General features: G+C 66.4%; 21 protein-coding genes. 2 read left to right on the top strand and 19 right to left on the bottom strand.

Translation table 11 applies throughout. The features are described 5' to 3' along the window. Positions 1-16: 16 nt before the first annotated feature. A complete protein-coding gene (locus tag RZE79_RS18180) occupies positions 17-766 on the bottom strand; it encodes a glucose 1-dehydrogenase (RefSeq protein ID WP_319355744.1) in 750 nt (249 codons plus the stop codon). 104 nt (positions 767-870) lie between these two features. Between RZE79_RS18180 and RZE79_RS18175 the strand changes: the two genes are divergently transcribed. Further along, positions 871-1,758, top strand: a complete 888-nt coding sequence (locus tag RZE79_RS18175; RefSeq protein WP_319355743.1) for a LysR family transcriptional regulator — start codon at positions 871-873, stop codon at positions 1,756-1,758. Positions 1,759-1,770: 12 nt separating this feature from the next. Here the strand turns inward: RZE79_RS18175 and RZE79_RS18170 are convergent, their stop codons facing one another. The 5 genes from RZE79_RS18170 to RZE79_RS18150 all read right to left on the bottom strand — a co-directional run bounded on the left by RZE79_RS18170 (position 1,771) and on the right by RZE79_RS18150 (position 5,836). Continuing rightward, complete coding sequence (locus RZE79_RS18170; protein WP_319355742.1) at positions 1,771-3,228, bottom strand: catalase; 1,458 nt, start codon at positions 3,226-3,228, stop codon at positions 1,771-1,773. A gap of 59 nt (positions 3,229-3,287) precedes the next feature. Beyond that, positions 3,288-3,833 (bottom strand): Ohr family peroxiredoxin, encoded by a 546-nt coding sequence (locus tag RZE79_RS18165; RefSeq protein WP_319355740.1) that lies wholly within the window; start codon positions 3,831-3,833, stop codon positions 3,288-3,290. Positions 3,834-3,872: 39 nt separating this feature from the next. Then, the gene (locus RZE79_RS18160; protein WP_319355739.1) at positions 3,873-4,454 is read right to left on the bottom strand and encodes a YceI family protein; all 582 of its coding nucleotides are present in this window, start codon (positions 4,452-4,454) and stop codon (positions 3,873-3,875) included. An 81-nt stretch (positions 4,455-4,535) separates the two neighbouring features. Beyond that, positions 4,536-5,291: an SDR family oxidoreductase gene (locus tag RZE79_RS18155; protein WP_162587707.1), complete on the bottom strand. Its 756-nt coding sequence runs from the start codon at positions 5,289-5,291 to the stop codon at positions 4,536-4,538. Between the two features lie 65 nt (positions 5,292-5,356). Continuing rightward, on the bottom strand, positions 5,357-5,836 hold the full coding sequence (locus RZE79_RS18150; RefSeq protein WP_192195745.1) for a carboxymuconolactone decarboxylase family protein: 480 nt from the start codon (positions 5,834-5,836) through the stop codon (positions 5,357-5,359). 290 nt (positions 5,837-6,126) lie between these two features. Here RZE79_RS18150 and RZE79_RS18145 point away from each other — a divergent pair, with 290 nt between their 5' ends. Next, positions 6,127-6,423: a hypothetical protein gene (locus tag RZE79_RS18145; protein ID WP_192195746.1), complete on the top strand. Its 297-nt coding sequence runs from the start codon at positions 6,127-6,129 to the stop codon at positions 6,421-6,423. A gap of 76 nt (positions 6,424-6,499) precedes the next feature. Here RZE79_RS18145 and RZE79_RS18140 read toward each other — a convergent pair whose 3' ends face one another. From RZE79_RS18140 to RZE79_RS18080, 13 genes are all read right to left on the bottom strand, one after another. Continuing rightward, positions 6,500-7,135 carry a peroxiredoxin-like family protein gene (locus RZE79_RS18140; RefSeq protein WP_319355735.1) on the bottom strand — a complete coding sequence of 212 codons (636 nt, stop codon included), beginning with the start codon at positions 7,133-7,135 and terminating at the stop codon, positions 6,500-6,502. 49 nt (positions 7,136-7,184) lie between these two features. After that, on the bottom strand, positions 7,185-7,442 hold the full coding sequence (locus tag RZE79_RS18135) for a ubiquitin carboxyl-terminal hydrolase 14 (protein ID WP_192195748.1): 258 nt from the start codon (positions 7,440-7,442) through the stop codon (positions 7,185-7,187). Between the two features lie 89 nt (positions 7,443-7,531). After that, entirely contained in the window at positions 7,532-9,214 is a 1,683-nt protein-coding gene (locus RZE79_RS18130; protein ID WP_319355733.1) for an electron transfer flavoprotein-ubiquinone oxidoreductase, read from the bottom strand. Positions 9,215-9,222: 8 nt separating this feature from the next. Next, positions 9,223-10,122, bottom strand: coding sequence for a glutathione S-transferase N-terminal domain-containing protein (locus RZE79_RS18125; RefSeq protein ID WP_319355732.1), 900 nt, complete (start codon positions 10,120-10,122; stop codon positions 9,223-9,225). Positions 10,123-10,344: 222 nt separating this feature from the next. Next, entirely contained in the window at positions 10,345-10,764 is a 420-nt protein-coding gene (locus RZE79_RS18120; RefSeq protein WP_319355731.1) for a cupin domain-containing protein, read from the bottom strand. Positions 10,765-10,919: 155 nt separating this feature from the next. Next, the gene (locus RZE79_RS18115; RefSeq protein ID WP_319355730.1) at positions 10,920-11,303 is read right to left on the bottom strand and encodes a carboxymuconolactone decarboxylase family protein; all 384 of its coding nucleotides are present in this window, start codon (positions 11,301-11,303) and stop codon (positions 10,920-10,922) included. A 128-nt stretch (positions 11,304-11,431) separates the two neighbouring features. Beyond that, positions 11,432-12,625 (bottom strand): bifunctional alpha/beta hydrolase/OsmC family protein, encoded by a 1,194-nt coding sequence (locus tag RZE79_RS18110; RefSeq protein WP_319355729.1) that lies wholly within the window; start codon positions 12,623-12,625, stop codon positions 11,432-11,434. Between the two features lie 17 nt (positions 12,626-12,642). Then, positions 12,643-13,029: an OsmC family protein gene (locus RZE79_RS18105; RefSeq protein WP_319355728.1), complete on the bottom strand. Its 387-nt coding sequence runs from the start codon at positions 13,027-13,029 to the stop codon at positions 12,643-12,645. A gap of 16 nt (positions 13,030-13,045) precedes the next feature. Continuing rightward, entirely contained in the window at positions 13,046-13,972 is a 927-nt protein-coding gene (locus RZE79_RS18100; protein ID WP_319355726.1) for a pirin family protein, read from the bottom strand. 7 nt (positions 13,973-13,979) lie between these two features. Then, a complete protein-coding gene (gene wrbA, locus RZE79_RS18095; RefSeq protein ID WP_319355725.1) occupies positions 13,980-14,582 on the bottom strand; it encodes an NAD(P)H:quinone oxidoreductase in 603 nt (200 codons plus the stop codon). Positions 14,583-14,623: 41 nt separating this feature from the next. Next, the gene (locus tag RZE79_RS18090) at positions 14,624-14,983 is read right to left on the bottom strand and encodes a hypothetical protein (protein WP_319355724.1); all 360 of its coding nucleotides are present in this window, start codon (positions 14,981-14,983) and stop codon (positions 14,624-14,626) included. Next, the gene (locus RZE79_RS18085) at positions 14,980-15,612 is read right to left on the bottom strand and encodes a glutathione S-transferase family protein (protein ID WP_192195757.1); all 633 of its coding nucleotides are present in this window, start codon (positions 15,610-15,612) and stop codon (positions 14,980-14,982) included. The genes RZE79_RS18090 and RZE79_RS18085 overlap by 4 nt, the downstream gene beginning before the upstream one ends. 393 nt (positions 15,613-16,005) lie before the next feature. Then, positions 16,006-17,196: an MFS transporter gene (locus RZE79_RS18080; RefSeq protein ID WP_319355723.1), complete on the bottom strand. Its 1,191-nt coding sequence runs from the start codon at positions 17,194-17,196 to the stop codon at positions 16,006-16,008. Positions 17,197-17,213 lie beyond the last annotated feature (17 nt).

The raw sequence follows: 17,213 nt of genomic DNA, 5'->3' as shown, positions 1-17,213 counted from the left end.
CATGGCGCGCGGCCTGTCAGGTCAGCGCCATGCCGCCGTCGACGCTCAGGTTGACGCCCGTGACGAACACGCTGTCGTCGCTCGCCAGAAACAGCGCCGCTTGCGCCAGATCGTGCGGCTGGCCCATGCGGCCCAACGGGATCGCTGCCGCCATGCTCTTGTCGAACTCAGGCCGCGCAGCGTCCGTGATGCCCAGCTTCCCGAGGATCGGCGTGTCGACGGGACCCGGGCTCAGTACGTTGACGCGGATGCGGCGCTCCTTGAGCTCGAGCGCCCAGTTGCGTGCGAAGGCTTCGATGGCTGCCTTGCTGCCGGCGTAAACCGCGTGGTTGTCCATCACCTTGTTGCCGGCGATTGAGCTCGTGAGGATGATCGATCCGCCATCGCGCATGAACGGCAGTGCCTTGGTCACGCCGAAGAACACCGCGCGCGTGTTGGTCGCGAACTGCACGTCGTAGGTGTGGATGGTGACGGCAGACGATGGCTCGAGGATGGCCGTTCCTGCATTCGCCACATAGATGTCGATGGCGCCGAAGCGTGCCTTCACCGCTGCGAGCAGGCGGTCGTGCATCGCTAGGTCGGCCACGTCGCCGACGAAGCCCATCGCGTCCGGGCCGATGCTGGCCAGCGCTGTGTCCACTGCGTCCTGGCGGCGCCCCACGATGACGACGTGGGCGCCCTCCGCCGCGAAAGTCTGGGCGTAGGCCAGGCCGATGCCGCTGTTGCCGCCGGTGATCACGGCCACCTTGCCAGTGAGTTTTTGCATGATGCGTTTCCTTGTTCAACGAAGAGAGAAGTCTTCAATCTAGGGTCTCCACGCGAACTCCAGTAGTGGGCAAAAATGGAAAGACTTGTGCCTCGGAGTCTTCAATGAATGTTCTAGCTCACGCACCCGGATTGATGGCCTTTGCCACTGCTGTCGAGGCCGGCTCGTTCAGTGCGGCCGCGCGGGTGCTGGGCACCTCACCATCGGCGGTTTCCAAGGGCGTGGCGCGGTTGGAGCAACGCTTCGGTGTGCGCCTTTTCCAGCGTTCGACGCGGGTGCTGTCGCTCACGCAGGAAGGCGCCGCTTGCTACGAGCGCATCGCGCCGCTGCTGCGCGCGCTCGACGAGGCCGGCGACGTGATGCAGCCCGCTGGCGTCGCGCAGGGCGTGCTGCGCATCACGGCGCCCGGTGATCTGGGGCGCATCCTCCTGGAGCCGGTGGTCGGCAGGTTCCTGCCCCAACACCCGGAGCTGAAGCTCGAGATGAGTCTGGCCGACCGCCACGTCGACCTGATCCGCGAGGGCTATGACATCGCCATTCGCGCAGGGCAGGTGGCCGACTCCGACCTCACCGCGCGACGCCTCGCTGACCTGCCGCTCGTGCTGGTGGCGTCGCCCGGCTACCTGGCGCGTCGCGGCGCGCTCGCGTCGATCGAGGCTCTGCACAGCCACGCGCATGTGCGCTACATGCTGGCCGGCAAGGCCTTTCCGATCCGCTTTGCCGATGGCACCGTGTTGAATCCGCCCGGCGTGTTCGATACGGACAACAGCGTCGCACTGCGCATCGCAGCGCTCGGCGACCTGGGCATCGTGCAGATCCTGCGCCTGTTTGTGCAGGACGACATCGATGCCGGTCGACTGGTGCCCGTGCTGCCATCGCAGCCGTTGCCGCGTGTGACCATATCGGCCCTGCATGCCTTCGGGCGCCAGGCGCCGGCGCGCGCGCGGCTGTTCATCGAGTTCCTCGCGGCGCAGCTCGAACTTCTGTCCTGAGGCAGCGCGGCCTTACAGACCCAGCGCCTTTGCCACGCCTGCGCCGTAGGCCGAATCGGCCCGGGTGCAGTTCTCGATGTGGCGGCGCTTGATGAACTCCGGGGCATCGCCCATTGCGCGCGCCGTGTTGTCGAACAGCACGTGTTGCTGCGCGGGGCTCATCAGGCGGAACAGGTCGCCGGGCTGCTTGTAGTAGTCGGCATCGTCCTCGCGGAAGTTCCAGAAGTCCGCGTCACCGCACAACTTCAGCGGCGGCTCGCGGTGGTCGGGTTGTTCCTGCCACTGGCCGAAGCTGTTGGGCTCGTAGTGGGGCGTGCCGCCATAGTTGCCATCGACGCGCATCGTGCCGTCACGGTGGTTGCTGTGCACCGGGCAGCGCGCTGCATTCACCGGAATCTGGTGATGGTTCACGCCCAGGCGGTAGCGCTGCGCGTCCGAGTATGCGAACAGGCGCGCCTGCAACATCTTGTCGGGCGACACGCCGATGCCCGGCACCAGGTTGCCCGGCGCGAAGGCGCTCTGCTCCACGTCGGCGAAGAAGTTCTCGGGGTTGCGGTTGAGCTCCATGACGCCCACTTCGATCAGCGGGTAGTCCTTCTTGGGCCAGACCTTGGTGAGGTCGAAGGGATGGTAGGGCACCTTCTGTGCATCAGCTTCGGCCATGACCTGCACGTACAAAGTCCACTTGGGAAAGTCGCCGCGGCCGATCGAATCGAACAGGTCGCGCTGATGGCTTTCGCGGTCGCCGCCCACGAGGGCCGAAGCCTCGGCATCGGTGAGGTTCTTGATGCCCTGCTGCGTCCTGAAGTGGAACTTGACCCAGAAGCGCTCGTTGGCCGCATTGATGAAGCTGTAGGTGTGCGAGCCGAAGCCGTGCATGTGTCGGTAGCTCGCGGGAATGCCGCGGTCGCTCATCACGATGGTGACCTGGTGCAGCGCCTCGGGCAGCAGGGTCCAGAAGTCCCAGTTGTTGGTGGCGCTGCGCAGGTTGGTCTTGGGGTCGCGCTTCACGGCCTTGTTCAGGTCCGGAAACTTGCGCGGGTCACGCAGGAAGAACACGGGCGTGTTGTTGCCCACCAGGTCCCAGTTGCCTTCTTCGGTGTAGAACTTGAGCGCGAAACCGCGGATGTCGCGCTCGGCATCGGCCGCGCCGCGTTCGCCGGCCACGGTGGTGAAGCGGGCGAACATCTCGGTCTTCTTGCCCACGGCGCTGAAGAGTTTGGCGCGCGTGAACCTCGTGATGTCGTGCGTGACGGTGAAGGTGCCGAAGGCGCCCGAGCCCTTGGCATGCATGCGGCGCTCGGGGATGACCTCGCGATTGAAGTTGGCGAGCTTCTCGAGCAGCCACACGTCCTGCATCAGCAGGGGACCTCGCGGGCCGGCGGTGAGGCTGTTCTGGTTGTCGACCACGGGGGCGCCGAAGGCAGTGGTCAGAGGCGTCTTGCGCGGCGTGTCGGAGGGATTGCTCATGAAGTACTTCTCGAGGCAAGGTATGGATGCGCCGTCGAGGGGGCGCGGAGGGGAGACTCCTAGGTTGCCAGTGCCACGATGGTGGTGATGCCGCTGCGCGCCATCTTGGCGTACGGACAGAACCTCTCGGTGCTGCGTACCAGTTCCTCGGCCACGCTTTTTTCGACGTCGGGCAAGTGAATCCGGACATCGGCCGTGAGCATGAACAGCCCGTCGACGGGGTCGCGACCGAAAGCGACGGACATCTGCACGTTGGCGTCGTGAACCGGAATCCTTCTTTTCGCGGCCAGCAGGTTCAAGGCTCCATGGAAGCACGCGGCATACGCGGCTGCAAACAGCTGCTCCGGGTTGGTGCCGTCGCCGTTGCCGCCCAGGGCGGTGGGAAGGCGAAGCTGCACGTTCAGGTTGCCGTCGTCAGAGCGCGCCACGCCCGAAGCCCGTCCGTGTTCGGCTTCGCCGCCGCTCACTGTGACGACCGTCGAATAGATCGGGTCGAATTCCTGCCCCTTGTACCTGTCGAGCAGCGCGACGGAAGGGGGTTGTAATCGGCCGCGTTGCGCCGCTTTCGCTGCGACGACGCCGGCTTTGTCTTTCTGCGTGGGCATTCCAGGCTTCCGTTCAATTCGAGGAGAGGAGCGCTGCGCTCAGGCCGCCGAAACTTCGAGTTCGAAGGCCGCGCTGATGACGAGGCCGAGTTCGTCGCCAATCATCGGAAGCGCGGTGGTGACGCCGTACTCGCTGCGGCGAATGCGCCCCCGGATGTCGAACCCGATCGTGTAAATCTGCTTGGCCGGATTCATGCCGGCGCCGACAAAGCTCACGTCGAACGTGAGGTTGCGCGTCACGCCGTGCAAGGTGAGTGCGCCAGCCACCTGAAACGAATTTTCGGACAGGGAAAGAGGCGCAGCGAAATCGAACGCGATCGATGGAAACCGCTCACCATCGAGCCACTCGCGGCTTCTGAGTTCGTCGTCGAGGATCCGGCTCGTCGTTCTCACGTTGGCGACCGGTACGGACACCGCCAGGCGCGTCTGGCTGCCATTTGCAGACAGTGGAATGTCGAGTGTGCCGGAAGGCGCGGTGAATTCGCCGTGGTAGGTCGAGATGCCGAAGTGCGACACGCTGAACAGCACATGCGAATGGACGGGATCGATGACATAGCGCCCGCGGCTGACGTCGGCCAGGTTCGATGAGGCGAATGTGGAGCGCTGGAGGCTGTCGGGCATGGGGTTCACCAGGAGGGGGAGGGGAGCCTTGGGGCAGCAGCCCCCGGTCGCGTCAGGGCGCGGCCGAGGGCGGGCTTCGTGTCAGCGTGCGGGCTTGGGCAGCGCGTACCAGGCTTCGAAGTTGAGCGCACCGATGCGCGGGTTGGGGCCCGGCACGAGCGTGTCGTCCTTCAGTTCCGCGCCGAAGTAACGCGCGTGCACGTCCTGGACGACCTTGCGCGGATCGTTGGTCTTGGCGAGAAAACGCTGCACCAGATCGGACAAGCGAACACGCTCTGGGCCCGCAATCTCGACCACACCGTTCACGGGGCTGCCGAGGGTGTAGTCCGCGACGGCGGCGGCGACGTCATCCGATGCGATCGGTTGCACGAAGGCCGGCGAGAGGTGCACGGTGTCGCCGTCGGTGCCCGACTGAGCGATGCCGCCGAGGAACTCGAAGAACTGGGTCGAATGGACGATGGTGTAAGGAATCTTCGATTCGCGGATCAGCTTCTCCTGCGCGATCTTGCCGCGGAAGTAGCCACTCTCGGAAAGGCGATCGGTGCCGACCACCGACAGCGCCACATGGTGCTTCACGCCGGCCACGGCTTCCGCGGCGAGCAGGTTGCGTCCCGAGGTTTCGAAGAACTCGAGCACGGCCTTGTCCTCGAACGAAGGCGAGTTCGCCACGTCCAGCACCACCTGCGTGCCTTGCAGGGCCTCGGCCAGGCCTTCGCCGGTGATGGTGTTCACGCCCGAGGCAGGCGATGCGGCGACGACCTCATGGCCGGCGTCGCGCAGCTTGCTGACGACCTTCGAACCGATGAGGCCCGAGCCGCCGATGACAACGATCTTCATGATGATTTCCTTGTAGCCCGCAAGGGGCCGGGTGGTTGATGGGAAACGGTTCCTGCCAGCGGGGCTCAGGCGAGCTTCGCCTTGTCCAGGCCGAAGACCTTGTCGGAGGCGCCGGGCACGCTCTTGAAGGCGATGTTCAGACGGCTCCAGGCGTTCGTCGACATGACGAGGAAGGTGAGGTCGGAGATTTCCTTTTCCGACAGCTGTGTGCGCACGCGCTCGTAGATGTCGTCGGGCACGCCTTGCTCGGGCAGCTTGGTCAGCACTTCGGTCCAGGCCAGCGCCGCACGCTCGCGCGGGATGAACAGCGTCGATTCGCGCCATGCGGCCAGGTGGTACAGGCGCAGCTCGCGCTCGCCCTGGATCTTGGCCTGCTTGACGTGCATGTCCAGGCAGAAGGTGCAGCCGTTGAGCTGCGACGTGCGGATCGACACGAGGTTGCGAAGCGGCTCTTCGATCGCGCCCTCCTTGATGGCATTGAGGAACTCGACGAACTTCTTGAAGAGTTCGGGCGACTGCTCGACATAGTTGACACGTTGGGTCATGACTGGCTCCTGGGAATGGGTGGCGCATGCCTGGACTCAGAATCGGCTGAGTCGTCCGTTTGCGAAGATCGCTTAGACAGGGACGTAGCGTAGGTTCGGGAGGTCGCGACCGGTAGCCACGCGCGAGGCCTCACGGTGTTGCCCCACGCGCAACAATCCCGCGGGGGACTCGGCATGTTTCCGAAATGGCACCAGTCGAAAGTGAAAAGCGGCGAGACCGCGTCCTAGAATTTTTTGGGGCGCCCGGGCCAACGCGGCGTCATCCCATTCACTTTCGGAAAGCCAATCCCATGTTCAAGCACATCACCGTCATGACCGCCGCCTTCCTGGCCGCGGCGAGCGTCTTCGCACAATCGGCGGAGAACCAGCCCATCACCGACAGCAAGCCACAGGTGCGCGCGCAGGCCAGGGTGGCGGCCAAGACGCAGGGCAAGATCGCCCCCCCCACGGGCGACACGGACAAGACCGCCGAAGGAGGCGCGATCGGAACGGACAGGGCCGCCGTCGCCGGTGAGAAGCGCCACCAGACGCGCGACGCGCGCAAGCCGAATCGCCGCAAGCCCGTTCCCGGCGGCACGCCCAACTGAGCCACGCACGTTGGGTCCGAGCGAAGGAAGCCTGCCAGTCCTTGGCGGGCTTCATCGCATTGGGGCGCTGCAGCCGTCAGCTGCCGGTCGCCACCGAAAGAGCACGGGCGTTCACCATGTCTGCGATGACGTGCAACACATCGGCCGGCTCCGCGCGCTTTCGAATGTCTTCCTCGATGTGGGCGAAACGGATGCGGCCTTCCTCGTCAATCACATAGGTCGCCGGAACTGGCAGAACCCACAAGCCATTGCCGTTCAGCACGGGAATGTCGGTGCCCACCGAACCGTAGAAGTTCACAAGCTCGGGCGGCAGCGTGAAGGCCAGCTCAAAGCCATTGGCGGCCTCGAGGTTCGAATCGCTGAGCACGGTAAACGCGAGCTGGTTGTCCTCGGCCGTGCGCATCGAGTGGTCGGGCGTCTGCGGCGAGATCGCCAGCAGCGTGGCACCGAGTCGTGCCAGCTCGTCTGCGCGCTGATGCCAGGCCCGCAGCTGGAGGCTGCAGTAGCCGCACCAGCCGCCGCGGTAGAAGACCAGCACGAGCGGTCCCTTGCGCCACACGTCCGACAGACGAACCAGGCGGCCAGAGCCGTCCGGCAGCGTCGCGTCAGCCGCCAGGTCGCCGGCGCGCTTGGCGCGGGCAGCGATGCCCGTGGCGTCGAACACCGCATCGGCGGTGTCGTTGTGATCAAAAGCGGAAAGTTGCGGGCTCATGGGAAGGCTCTGAAAAGTAGGTGGAGATCGATCGCATCGCAGCCGAGGCTCAGACAAGCTGCTTGTCGACATAGCACCATCGCCAGGATTCGCCGGGCTCTACGGACTGCACGACCGGATGGCCGGTCTCGTGGAAATGTTCGGTCGCGTGCTTTCCCTGGGACGAGTCGCAACACCCGACGTGCCCGCAGGTCAGGCACATGCGCAAGTGAACCCAGCGGCCGCCGGTGCGCAGGCATTCCTCGCATCCATTGGTGTTCGGCGTGACGGGGCGGATCTGGGCCAAGTGCGTGCAGCCGGCGGTCATGCGCGCACCTGCGGCTGGGACGATGGCAAGGGGAGGGGGATCTTCATGGCATGGGCTCCTTGGCGTTCGCCGGCGGCGAACAGGTCGATCTACATGGATGCATAGGTGGGACCGTCGCCCCCTTCGGGCGCGATCCACACGATGTTCTGGGTCGGGTCCTTGATGTCGCAGGTCTTGCAATGGATGCAGTTCTGCGCATTGATCTGCAGCCGGTCCTCGCCCTTGTCGTTCTGCAGGAACTCGTAGACGCCGGCGGGGCAGTAGCGGCTTTCGGGGCCGGCGTACATGCGCAAGTTGACGTCGACCGGCACCGCCGCATCGCGCAGCGTCAGGTGCACCGGCTGGTCTTCCGCATGGTGCGTGTTGCTCAGATAGACCGAGCTCAGGCGGTCGAAGCTGCGCACGCCGTCCGGCTTCGGATACGCGACGGGCTGGCATTGGTCCGCAGGCCGCAGGCTCGCGTGGTCCGGGCGCGTGTTGTGCAGCGTCCAGGGCGGCGCGGCAATGCCCAGCTTGGGCATGAGCCACTGCTCGACGCCGGTCATCAGCGTGCCGGCGAGCGAGCCCTTCTTGAACCACAGCTTGAAGTTGCGGGACTGGTGCAGCTCCGTGCGCAGCCAGCTGCCTTCGAAGGCGCGCGGATAGTCCGCAAGTTCGTCGCCCGAACGCCCGGCGTGCAGCGCCGCGCAGGCGGCTTCCGCGGCCAGCATGCCGGTCTTGAGGGCCGCATGGCTGCCCTTGATGCGCGCGGCGTTAAGATAGCCCGCCTCGCAACCGACCAGCGCACCACCGGGAAACACGGTGCGCGGCAGGCTCTGCGGCAAGCCGTTGTTGATGGCCCGTGCGCCGTAGCCGATGCGCTTGCCGCCATCGAGATGCCGGCGGATTGCAGGGTGCGTCTTCCAGCGCTGGAACTCTTCGAACGGGCTCAGCCAGGGGTTGCGGTAGTCGAGCCCGAGGACAAAGCCCAGCGCCAGCTGGTTGCCGTCGAGGTGATAGAGAAAGCCGCCGCCGAACGTTTCGCGGTCCATGGGCCAGCCTGCGGTGTGCACGACCAGGCCCGGTTCGGCGCGGGAAGGGGCGACTTCCCACAGCTCCTTCAGGCCGATGGCGTAGCTGGGCGCATCCCGCCCTGCGTCCAGCCCGAACCTGGCGATCAATTGCCGCCCGAGCTGTCCGCGCGCGCCCTCGGCAAAGATCGTGTACTTGCCCCGAAGCTCGACGCCGGGCTGGAACGCGGCCGTCGGCTCGCCGTCGCGGCCCACACCCATGTTGCCGGTGGCCACGCCCGCCACGCGTCCTTGCGGGTCGTAGAGGATCTCAGTCGCCGCAAAGCCCGCGAAGATCTCGACGCCAAGGCTCTCCGCGTGCGCAGCCAGCCACTTGACCAGCAGGCCGAGGCGCACGACGAAGTTGCCTTCGTTGCGAAAGCACTGCGGTGTCAGGAAACGGGGCGCGCGCATCGCACGTTGCTTGCCAAGGAACAGGAACTCATCGCGCGTGACCGGTTGACTCAGGGGCGCGCCCAAGGTGCGCCAGTCGGGCAGTAGCTCGTCGATGGCGCGAGGGTCCATCACCGCCCCTGAGAGCGTGTGCACACCGGGCTCGCTGCCTTTTTCGAGCACCGCGACCGAGAGGCCTGCATCGATCTGCTTGATTCGGATGGCCGCCGCCATGCCGGCGGGTCCACCGCCCACGATGACGACGTCGTAGTCCATCGACTCACGCGGCACGGGCACGGACGGCTCGGAGGGGGCCGGGGCTGGGGTCATGGAGGGGCCTAGAGGTCGAGCCGGATCGCGCCATTGCTGACGTAACGCGAGAAGTTCTGGAACGGAATGGCCGCCTGCGCACGGTAGTTCTCGTCCTGCCAGCTGAAGACTGTGTCCATCCGGGCGACTTCGACCTGCACGAGACCACGGCGCACTTCGAGCTCGGGGCCGTCGCCTTCGCTGTACTCGACCACGCCGACCACTTCGGCGGCCAGTGTGGTGGCCAGGTTGTCGCGGATTCGTTCGTTCAGGCGCATCAGCTGATCCGGGGCGCTGCGCGCATGTTGGGTACGCGGCGCCAGCCCTTCCTCCATCACGAGCGCCGCATGCACGCCTTCATCGGCATGCATGCGGCGAACGAAGGCCGTCAGGTGGTCCAAGCCGTGCAAGCCGACCTTCGTGCCGATGGCCCAGCGCAGCATCACGAAGTGATAGGCATCGGCGATGGAGCGCTGGCCCGTGAGCCATGCGCGTCCGGCGAGTTGCGCATCGAGCCGCGCGAGGTACTCGCGCACGTGGCTGCGCGCAGTGGCAGCCAGTCGCGCCGCCTGGCCGTCGTCCGGCAGGTAGCGCTCGGGAAAGAAGATCGGCCTGAACGCCTTGTGCACATCGGAGTTCAGGAAACCGAGCCAGCGCATCACCTCCGCCCGCGCGCGCGGCGAACCGTCGCCAGCCAGCTGCAGTTGCGGATGCAGGTCCGCAAGGTAGCCAAGGATGGCGACGTTCTCGGTCAGCGTGAAGTCGCCATCCACAAGCAGCGGTACTGTGCCCGTCGGGTTGAGCGCCAGGTACTCCGGCGTCTTGATGCTGTGGCGGTCCATGCGCACCGTCTCGTACGGCTGGCCGGACCACTCGAGCACGATGTGATCGGCCAGCGCACTGGCGCCTGGCATGTAGAAGAGTTTCATGGCGGGGTCCTGTATGCGTGTGCCGGCTTCCTGTTGCAGGAAGCAAGGGATGCCTTCCACCCGCCGCGTCGCCGTGTTGCTGGTCGGATTTACGCGGGGACACCGCGCCGACGTGAGTCTGTCCCGTGCACGAACGGGTGGAAAGTGCACGCCTCATTACAGCCGCCTCGGCGATCTGACACCCGTCATCTTCGTTGCGGCGGGTGGAATGCAACCGGTGGGTTATTTCACTGGAATGAAGAACTCGGCGCCCTTGTTCTTCACGAGCATGACGACGAACTTCGCAGGTTTGGTCTTGCTTGCGTTGCGTCCGACGGTGTGGATGTCGTCGGGGCCTTCGTAGAAAGTGTCGCCGGGCTTGAGTGTGACTTCCTTGCCGCCTTTGACGCCCATCACGATCGAGCCTTCGAGCACGTACACGTAGCTGTGGGCGTCATGACGATGCACGGGGTCGGCGGCGCCGGGCGGATAGTCCACCGTGATCATCAGCACTTCCTTGCCGGGGATGTCCTTCATCTCTTGGGTCAGCAGCGGCGTCACCTTGGCGTCCTTGGGCCCGCCGTGCGCGGCGGCGTGCTGTGACAGGGCAGCGCCTGCGGCGAGCAGGAATGTGAGCCCGAGGCTTCTTGCGATCTTGATCATGGTCTTGCCTTTGTTGATGCGATGGATGAATCGTAGGATCGGGTCCTGGGGTGCGGTAGGCCTGTGCGATGGATCACGGTGTTGTCTGCAAGGCACCAATCGCGCGTTGGCAGCACGTCCTGGTGCGCCGGCACCAGCCGCAGCGACGAGTGCAGTCATCGTTGGTCCTTTCCCTGATGCAGCGGTCGCTGGTGTCGGCCGCCCTGTGCAGGCGTGCGGGTCGGCTGGCTCAGTGCGTTCTCCAGTGCGATGGCAAGGCTCAAGCCCACCAGCGCTTCTTGCCCCATCAGCGCGAGGATTTCCTGGCAGAGCGCATCGTGAGCGGGTGTCGTGCCTCGCCGCGCCAGCGCCTCCGCCCATGCGAGCGCGGTCTGCTCCTGTGGCCGCAGTGCCGCGCCCGCTTCGCGCCAATCGGCCACCAGCACGAGCTTGTCGATCGAAAAGCCCGCATCGATCAGGGACAGGAAGTGGGCGTCGATGCGCGCGTCGCATCCATGAACCTGGGCGACACGCAGCTTGGCCAGCCCGACCAGGCCCATGCATAGGCCGCTGCGTTCGACGCACCGATGAATGAGATCTGCGGCCGCTTCGTGAGAGGAAGGCGGGCTCCGCGGGGGACCTTCGGGTGTCGCAAGGCGGTGTGTGCTTGCTTGGCGCGGCGCCTCGCTCATGCCGGGGGCTCCCCTTCCACAGGCTCGAAACGCGCGCCCGCTTCGAGCGTTCGGTGAACGGGGCATCGCTGCGCCATTTCAAGAAGCTCCTCGCGTTGCGCTTGCGTGAGGGTGCCCTCGATGGACACCCGGCGGCTGAAGACATCGGGCGGGGCGGCCGACTTGTCCTTTCGGTGGCTCACCGCGGTGCGGATGCGCGCGACCGGCCAGCCCTTGCTGTCGGCGTAGTGGCGCAGCGTCATGGTCGTGCAGGCGGCGAGCGCGGACGACAGGAGGTTGTAGGGTGTCGGTCCTGAACCGAGCCCGCCCACCGTGGCGGGTTCGTCGGCGAGCCAGCGCGAGCCGCCCGAGCGCAGCGCGAGTTGGAATTTGCCCAAGCCCGTTTCTTCGGCCTCGGCATCCGCCGCGATGGGGTGCCCGGCGGGCGGCTCGGGCAGGTAGGGGGCCGCCCAGGTCGCGATGAGGTGCGCGACCTGTTCGGCGTCTTCGCGCTTGGACAGCAGATGGTCCGCATCATCGAGCGAGACGAAACTCTTCGGGTGCCTTGCTGCCAGAAAGATGCGCGTGGCGTTCTCGATGTCGACCGTCCGGTCCTGCGGCGCGTGCAACAGCAGCAGCGGCCGATGCAGTGCCGCGATGCGCGCACCCGGGTCGTGTGCGCGCAAGTCGTCCACGAAGGCCCTGCCCACCGCCATGGGCCGTCCGACCACCTGGACCAGCGCATGCCCCTCGGTCTCCAGGCGCGCAAGACCCGCCGGGTCCAGCAGGTGCAGCACCTGGGCCACGTCGAACGGCGCGGCAATGGTCGCAATCGCTCGCGCGGTCGCGATGCGGCCTGCCGCGGCGAGCACGGCGGAGCCGCCCAGGCTGTGACCGATGAGCAGGCGCGCCGGCATGCCGGCGGCTTTCATGGCATCGGCGGCGCACACGAGGTCCTGCACGTTCAGCGAGAAGCTCGCATCGGCGAAGCTGCCCTCGCTGTCACCCAGCCCGGTTAAATCGAAGCGAAGTACGCCGATACCCGCGCTGGCCAGCGCGCGAGCGATGCGCACGGCCGCGAGGTTGTTCTTGCCGCAGGTGAAACAGTGCGCGAAAAGCGCCCAACCCCGCTGAATGCCCTCTGGCATTTCGAGGCTGCCTGACAGGCGGTGTCCCTGGGCATTGATGACTTCGAAGGGGCGTGTTGGCACGGGGCGAGTTCCTGTGTCTAGAGCAGATGCGTTCGGATTGGGATGCCGGCCTTGAGCGTCAGGGTCACCGGGGTTCGCTCGGCGATGTCGACCAGGCGCGCCTTCTGGGCGTCGTCCACACCGAGCAGGCGCAGCGATCTTTCGATCACCATGGCGTTGTCTTCCCGGGACAGGTGCAGGTCGACCTGCACCGATTCGAGAGGCCAGCTCCTCAGGTCGGCATACATGCGCAGCGTGATGGCGGTGCATGCCCCCAGGCCGGCGATCACCAGTTCGTAGGGCGTGGCTCCGGCGCCTTCGCCGCCAAGAACGGAGGGCTCGTCCGAGACGAGCGTTTGGCCGCTGGCCAGGTCGATCTGCGTGCGGTAGTGGTCGCGTCCGATGCGCGCTGTGCCTTGGGCCATGATCGAGCCTCTTTCTTCACGCCGAAGCGGAGCCTGCGGGCGGCGTGTCCGCAGGCAGGGGGATGAATTCGCTGTCGCCGGGTACGCCCGCAAAGCGCTGTGCACGCCAGTCGTCCTTGGCCTGTGCGATGCGCTCGGCGCGAGAAGAGACAAAGTTCCACTCGATGTACCGTGGCTCGGCAAACGGCTCCCCACCAATCAGCATCAGCCGCGCAGCGCCGGCCGCGCGCAACACGAGTTCGGCGTCGGGCTTGAAAACCACGAGTTCTCCGGCTTCGAAGCGGCCGGCTTGGCCAATGACCTCGAGGGCGCCTGACACCACATAGACCGCGCGCTCCATGTGCTCTGCCTTCACCTGGTAGCGCGCGGCGTCCTCGAGCACGATGTCGGCGTACACCATGTCGGAGTACGTGCGCACCGGTGATACCAGACCATCGCTGCGTCCGGCGATCAGCGTCAATGTGGCGCCCTCCGATGCCGTGCGGGGAATGGTCGTGGCGGCGTGATGAAAGAAGCCCGGCTCGGCCTCCTCGTGCGCTGTCGGAAGCGCCACCCAGGCCTGGATGCCGAAGAGCGACGCGCCGGCCCGGCGCTGCGTGGGGGGCGTGCGCTCGGAGTGGACGATGCCTGAACCCGCGGTCATCCAGTTGACCTCGCCCGGGCGGATGACCTGCACGTTGCCCAGGCCGTCGCGGTGCGTGATCTCGCCCGCGATCAGGTACGTGACCGTGGCCAGACCGATGTGTGGGTGCGGTCGCACGTCGAAGGCCTGGCCAGCGGCGAAGGTCGCAGGTCCCATGTGGTCGAAGAAGATGAACGGCCCGACCATCCGCCGGTGCGCCGACGGCAAGGCACGCCGAACCTTGAACCCGTCTCCGAGATCGCGCACTGGCGGCAGGATGACGGCCTCGACACCAGCGACTTCACTCTGGCGAGTGGACATGGCAGTCTCAGCCTGCCAGGCGCGCCGCGAGCCGCGCCACGTGTTCACCCTGGAAGCGGGCGATCGACAGCTCGTTATCCGAGGGCGTGCGCTTGCCGTCGGAGCCGGCCAGCGTGGCGGCGCCGTAGGGCGAACCGCCGGTGATCTCGGCCATGTTCGTCAGGCCTGTGCACGAGTACGGCACGCCAGCGACCAGCATGCCGTGATGCAGCAGCGTCGAATGCAGCGACACGAGGGTGGTTTCCTGTCCGCCATGCTGCGTGCCTGTCGAGGTGAAGGCGCTGCCGATCTTGTTGATGAGCGCGCCCAAGGCCCACAGGCCGCCGGTCTGGTCGAGGAAGGTGCGCATCTGCCCGGCGATGTTGCCGAAGCGCGTGGGTGCGCCAAAGATGATCGCGTCGTAGTCCGGCAACTCCGCCACCGTGGCAATCGGTGCCGCTTGATCGGCCTTGCCGCCGGCCTGGCGGAACGCGTCGGCCGGCATGGTCTCGGGCACGCGCTTGAGGGCTACTTCGCAGCCTTCGACCGATCGCGCGCCATCGGCGATCGCGTGGGCCATCGTTTCGAGGTGGCCGTACATGCTGTAGTAGAGAACGAGAACTTTGCTCATGGTGAAGGTCCGGGTGTGGTGTGAGGGAAAAGGGAAAGGGTTCAGGCGTCGGGCGCGGTCGAATCGCGCCAGCACAGCGCCGCAAGTACGGCACCTTCGCCTTCGATCTCGAACTCGTCGGGCAACGGCCCGTCGATGCGTTCCAGTTGCACGGTGCCGGCCAGCCGTTCGCGCAGATCGCGCGCCCAACGGCTGCCGTGCGCCATCCAGGCGGGGCTGATCTCGTCGCCGTCCAGCGAGGGTTCCAGCATGACGATGACCCGCAGCATGGGCTCGTCCGTCGCCTGGACGGCCCACAGCCGCCGCACGGCGGGCTGTTCGGCGTACCAGCGGGCGAGCGCGCCCGAGGTGGCGCAACGCGGTTCGCAGGCTTGGGGGCAAACGGCCAGCGAAAGTCTCATGGCGTTCCGGCTTGCTGCGGCATATCGCGCTCTGCGTCCAGCGCGGCTTGCACGCCGGCGTCGCCGTCCATCATCCGGACAAAGCGTGCGAGGTTGTCCAGTCCCTGCATGTCGACCTTCTTGGCGGCCGACCAGCGCGAGAGCACGAACAGGTACGGGTCGGCGATGGAACGTTCGCCGGTGAGCCAGTCGCGCCCTTCGAGTTGGTCGTCGAGTCGCGCGAGATAGTCGCGCACATGGCCGCGCGCGTTGTCGGCCAGCACGGGCGCCATCGCCGCGTCCTTCAGGAAACGCTGGGGCACGAAGATCGGCTTGAAGGCCTTGTGCACATCCGAGTTGAGAAAGCCCAGCCAGCGCATGACCTCGGCGCGGGCGCGCGGCGAGCCGTCGCCCAGCAGGCGCGCCTCGGGGTACAGGTCCGCCAGGTAGCCGAGGATGGCGACGTTCTCGGTGAGCGTCAGGTCGCCATGTGCCAGCAGCGGCACCGTGCCGCCCGCGTTGATGGCAAGGTAGTCGGGCGACTTGATGCTTTCCAGGCTCATGCGCACGGGCTCGTGGTCTGCGCCGATCCACTGGAGAACGATCAGGTCGGCGAGGGAGCATGCGCCGGGCATGTGATAGAGCTTCATGAGGAATCCGTTGGTTTGAAGTGAGTTCTTCGCTTTCGGCGGGGCGGTCGGCCTCGCGTCGTGAAGGAGGAGCTGGCGAACGAGTCGATGCTAGGCAGGCGTGCGCAGAGGCGGTAGGCATTTGCCGGGGTGCGCCGTGTTGTCGCCGGCGCACCAATCGCGGTGACGGTGCGCGGCGCATTGGTGCGCGCAGGGCAACACCGCGGTCACGCCATGGCACCTACCGCGGTCGACGAGGTGCTTCTACGATCCCTGTGAACCCCGACACCTGGAGCACGCATGTCGCCCATCGAGCCCGGCGAATCGGACAGCGACGTGAAGGTCCTGAGCGGCGCGCAGCGGGCCGTGGCGCACATGCAGCCCGCGGGCTGTGTGGCTTCGGGCGCAGCCGTATCAATGGCCGATGTGCACGGCTCGGCCCACCGACAGCCCGAGTCCGCACATCGCCAGGCACAGCACCAGGCAGACCGCCAGCGGCATCGTCCAGTTGCCCGCAGCTTCATGCAGGAAGCCGATCAAGGTCGGGCCGACGGCCGCCAGCAGGTAGCCGATGCACTGCGACATGCCCGAGAGCGATGCGGCAATTTGCTGGCTGCCGGCGCGCAGTCCGACGAAGGCCAGGCTCAGGATCAGTGCCGATCCCATGCCCATGCCGAAGGCGAAGATCCACAGCGGCGTCAGTGCAGGCACGACCAGCAGGCCCGCCAAGCCAAAGGCACTCAGCGCGGGCGAGGCGAAGGCGAGCCAGCGTTGGTCAGGCATGCGATGCAGCAGCGGCATCAACAACAGCGCGGGCACGGCCCCCGCCAGTTGCATCCATCCGTGCAGCGTGCCAGCGCGCGCGCTCGAGAAGCCGGCCTCCTGCAGGATCGAAGGCAGCCATGCAATCGCCGCGAAGTAGATGAAGCAGGTGAGACCCAGGTACCCGGCCACTTGCCAGGCCAGCGAAGCCTTCCACACCGATGCTCCCCGCGCGCCTGTGGGAAGGCCGGGCGCCGAGACCGTACGAAAACGCAGTTGCGGCAGCCACAGCAACGCGGCGACGAAGGGCAGCACGGCGACGATGCCCAACGAGGCCGGCCACCCGGCGCCCAGTGCATGGTCCAGTGGCACGGCAACGGCCGATGCGATGCCCGCGGCGGCGATCATCGCCAACGCGTAGCAGGCGGTGAGCTTGGCCACATGGTGGGGAAAGTCTCGTTTGAGAAGACTGGGCAACAGGACGTTGGCGATGGCGATCGCGCCGCCGATCACGCAGGTGCCCGCATACAGCGCCGACACGGTGCCGGCCGAGCGCACGGCGATGCCGGCAACCAGCAGCGCCAGCGACACGAAGAGCACGCGCTCCAGGCCGAACCGGTGTGCCAGGGGCGCGGCAAGCGGCGACACCAACGCGAACGCGAGAAGGGGCAGCGTGGTCAGAAGGCCGGCCTGCGACGCATTGAGGGCGAAGCTCTCGCGCACGGGTTCGAGCAAGGGGCCCAGAGTGGTGATCGGTGCCCTGAGGCTGGCCGCAATGAGCAGGATGCCTGCGATGAGAAGCGCGGCGCGGGGCGAGGAGTCAGCGGGTTGAGAAGAATGCATGGAGGTCCGAGGAGATG

The organism is Variovorax sp. EBFNA2 (assembly GCF_033802765.1).
Taxonomy (GTDB): Bacteria; Pseudomonadota; Gammaproteobacteria; order Burkholderiales; family Burkholderiaceae_C; genus Variovorax; species Variovorax paradoxus_H.
The sequence above is the reverse complement of the archived record's forward strand: the minus strand, read 5'-3'. Positions and strand labels throughout refer to the sequence as shown.

Bases quoted from the DNA above. Each gene is read 5' to 3' on its own strand.
- RZE79_RS18180 (WP_319355744.1), bottom strand. From the start codon at position 766: ATGCAAAAACTCACTGGCAAGGTGGCCGTGATCACCGGCGGCAACAGC.
- RZE79_RS18175 (WP_319355743.1), top strand. From the start codon at position 871: ATGAATGTTCTAGCTCACGCACCCGGATTGATGGCCTTTGCCACTGCT.
- RZE79_RS18170 (WP_319355742.1), bottom strand. From the start codon at position 3,228: ATGAGCAATCCCTCCGACACGCCGCGCAAGACGCCTCTGACCACTGCC.
- RZE79_RS18165 (WP_319355740.1), bottom strand. From the start codon at position 3,833: ATGCCCACGCAGAAAGACAAAGCCGGCGTCGTCGCAGCGAAAGCGGCG.
- RZE79_RS18160 (WP_319355739.1), bottom strand. From the start codon at position 4,454: ATGCCCGACAGCCTCCAGCGCTCCACATTCGCCTCATCGAACCTGGCC.
- RZE79_RS18155 (WP_162587707.1), bottom strand. From the start codon at position 5,291: ATGAAGATCGTTGTCATCGGCGGCTCGGGCCTCATCGGTTCGAAGGTC.
- RZE79_RS18150 (WP_192195745.1), bottom strand. From the start codon at position 5,836: ATGACCCAACGTGTCAACTATGTCGAGCAGTCGCCCGAACTCTTCAAG.
- RZE79_RS18145 (WP_192195746.1), top strand. From the start codon at position 6,127: ATGTTCAAGCACATCACCGTCATGACCGCCGCCTTCCTGGCCGCGGCG.
- RZE79_RS18140 (WP_319355735.1), bottom strand. From the start codon at position 7,135: ATGAGCCCGCAACTTTCCGCTTTTGATCACAACGACACCGCCGATGCG.
- RZE79_RS18135 (WP_192195748.1), bottom strand. From the start codon at position 7,442: ATGACCGCCGGCTGCACGCACTTGGCCCAGATCCGCCCCGTCACGCCG.
- RZE79_RS18130 (WP_319355733.1), bottom strand. From the start codon at position 9,214: ATGACCCCAGCCCCGGCCCCCTCCGAGCCGTCCGTGCCCGTGCCGCGT.
- RZE79_RS18125 (WP_319355732.1), bottom strand. From the start codon at position 10,122: ATGAAACTCTTCTACATGCCAGGCGCCAGTGCGCTGGCCGATCACATC.
- RZE79_RS18120 (WP_319355731.1), bottom strand. From the start codon at position 10,764: ATGATCAAGATCGCAAGAAGCCTCGGGCTCACATTCCTGCTCGCCGCA.
- RZE79_RS18115 (WP_319355730.1), bottom strand. From the start codon at position 11,303: ATGGGCCTGGTCGGGCTGGCCAAGCTGCGTGTCGCCCAGGTTCATGGA.
- RZE79_RS18105 (WP_319355728.1), bottom strand. From the start codon at position 13,029: ATGGCCCAAGGCACAGCGCGCATCGGACGCGACCACTACCGCACGCAG.
- RZE79_RS18100 (WP_319355726.1), bottom strand. From the start codon at position 13,972: ATGTCCACTCGCCAGAGTGAAGTCGCTGGTGTCGAGGCCGTCATCCTG.
- wrbA (WP_319355725.1), bottom strand. From the start codon at position 14,582: ATGAGCAAAGTTCTCGTTCTCTACTACAGCATGTACGGCCACCTCGAA.
- RZE79_RS18090 (WP_319355724.1), bottom strand. From the start codon at position 14,983: ATGAGACTTTCGCTGGCCGTTTGCCCCCAAGCCTGCGAACCGCGTTGC.
- RZE79_RS18085 (WP_192195757.1), bottom strand. From the start codon at position 15,612: ATGAAGCTCTATCACATGCCCGGCGCATGCTCCCTCGCCGACCTGATC.
- RZE79_RS18080 (WP_319355723.1), bottom strand. From the start codon at position 17,196: ATGCATTCTTCTCAACCCGCTGACTCCTCGCCCCGCGCCGCGCTTCTC.